The 1,263-nt window shown below is 54.2% G+C and carries 2 protein-coding genes; both read left to right on the forward strand.

Going from position 1 to position 1,263, the window contains the following annotated elements:
* The first annotated feature begins 182 nt into the window (after positions 1 to 182).
* Positions 183 to 557: a hypothetical protein gene (locus D5066_RS22755; protein WP_119917277.1), complete on the forward strand. Its 375-nt coding sequence runs from the start codon at positions 183 to 185 to the stop codon at positions 555 to 557.
* Entirely contained in the window at positions 557 to 901 is a 345-nt protein-coding gene (locus D5066_RS22760; RefSeq protein ID WP_370447151.1) for a hypothetical protein, read from the forward strand. Before D5066_RS22755 ends, D5066_RS22760 begins: the two co-directional genes overlap by 1 nt.
* Positions 902 to 1,263: the final 362 nt, after the last annotated feature.

Raw genomic sequence — 1,263 nt, forward strand, 5'->3', positions numbered from 1 at the left:
TGTCGTAGCACCGTCGGGTCGTCATCCAAGGGGTGAAATGCACTCCGCCAAAACTTTTTGCGTACCGCAAAAACTTTAGTCTCCGCCCCTTTCCTTCCGCCCTTCGCCGTTGCTCCTTTGCCCTTTGCCGCGAGAGAACTCACCAGGGAGATGGACAACCATCACCACAGGAGAAAACCAGGATGCACACACAAAAAGTCAACGTCAAAACCGCCGCTCCCGAATCTTCCAGGAAGATAGGGGGAAAAACACAAACTGAGTCCAGTGGCTTTGTTATGGAAACCATCGGGCAGAGTGAAACAGTCTCAGCGCTTACTTTTGAACAATTCTGGGATCTGTATTCATGGGTCGTCAGCGAATCACAAGCTGATGTGAAGCCTGTTAATTTTGTCGCACCGGCTGACAGTGTCGAACTGATTTATATCGATCCGGAAGTCCCGGATTACTTCTCAGTATGGCTACTGGATGGTTACCCGGTTGCCGCAGCTGCATTGCTGGAAAATTTCTCACGCGTATTACCTTCTTTCGTAAAGATCTTCGCTGGAGACAAATCATGATGCAAACAACGGTGACACATAAAACAACGCTCCTGCGCACTGATGGCTTTGTACGCAATATTCACTCACGTAATCCGTTCGACGTGATTCGTGCTGATGTGGTTCTGGCTCGTATGGAAAAGCGGGCTGGAAAAACATGCGGCGCGTACTACGAAATCTATGATGTCACTTTGCTGGGAATGGCGCTGGACTACCTGGCTAAATTACCTCTTAAAGACCGCCCGGTATTCATGGGAGCAGCGTCGATGCGCGGCTTATTTCTGACGTGGGCTGAGGAAGAACGTGCGAAGGAGGCATACGACGATTTAATGACCGAGATGGCCATTGAGGCGGGTGAGATTTAGCCCCTGATACAGTATTCGGTCCAGCCTTGGTGGCATTCATCAGGGCAACCGCACAAACCTCTTTCCCCTGCGGGGAAACGGGGAGGGCGAAAGCGCCTCCGGCGCTCCTGCCTTTCCCCGTTGCAGTGCTTCCCTTCTCACCTACGATCAGAACCGGCGTCCTGCTGGTTATCTTTCTCAGCTGCAGCTCCGTCATGGCCATAACACGGAAAAAGGGCAGGGCTATGGCCCCCTTCGGCTCCCGGCCAGCGCTGCTGTCCGGTCGTCGAGCCCCACTCCGCCAGGGCGGCTGCTGACGCACCCGCCGGGCTCCGCCGAACCCGCAAGCGGTTTCGGGCTGACGCTAGGGTCTGATGGCGAAA

The sequence above is a fragment of the Enterobacter chuandaensis genome (genome assembly GCF_003594915.1).
GTDB lineage: Bacteria > Pseudomonadota > Gammaproteobacteria > Enterobacterales > Enterobacteriaceae > Enterobacter > Enterobacter chuandaensis.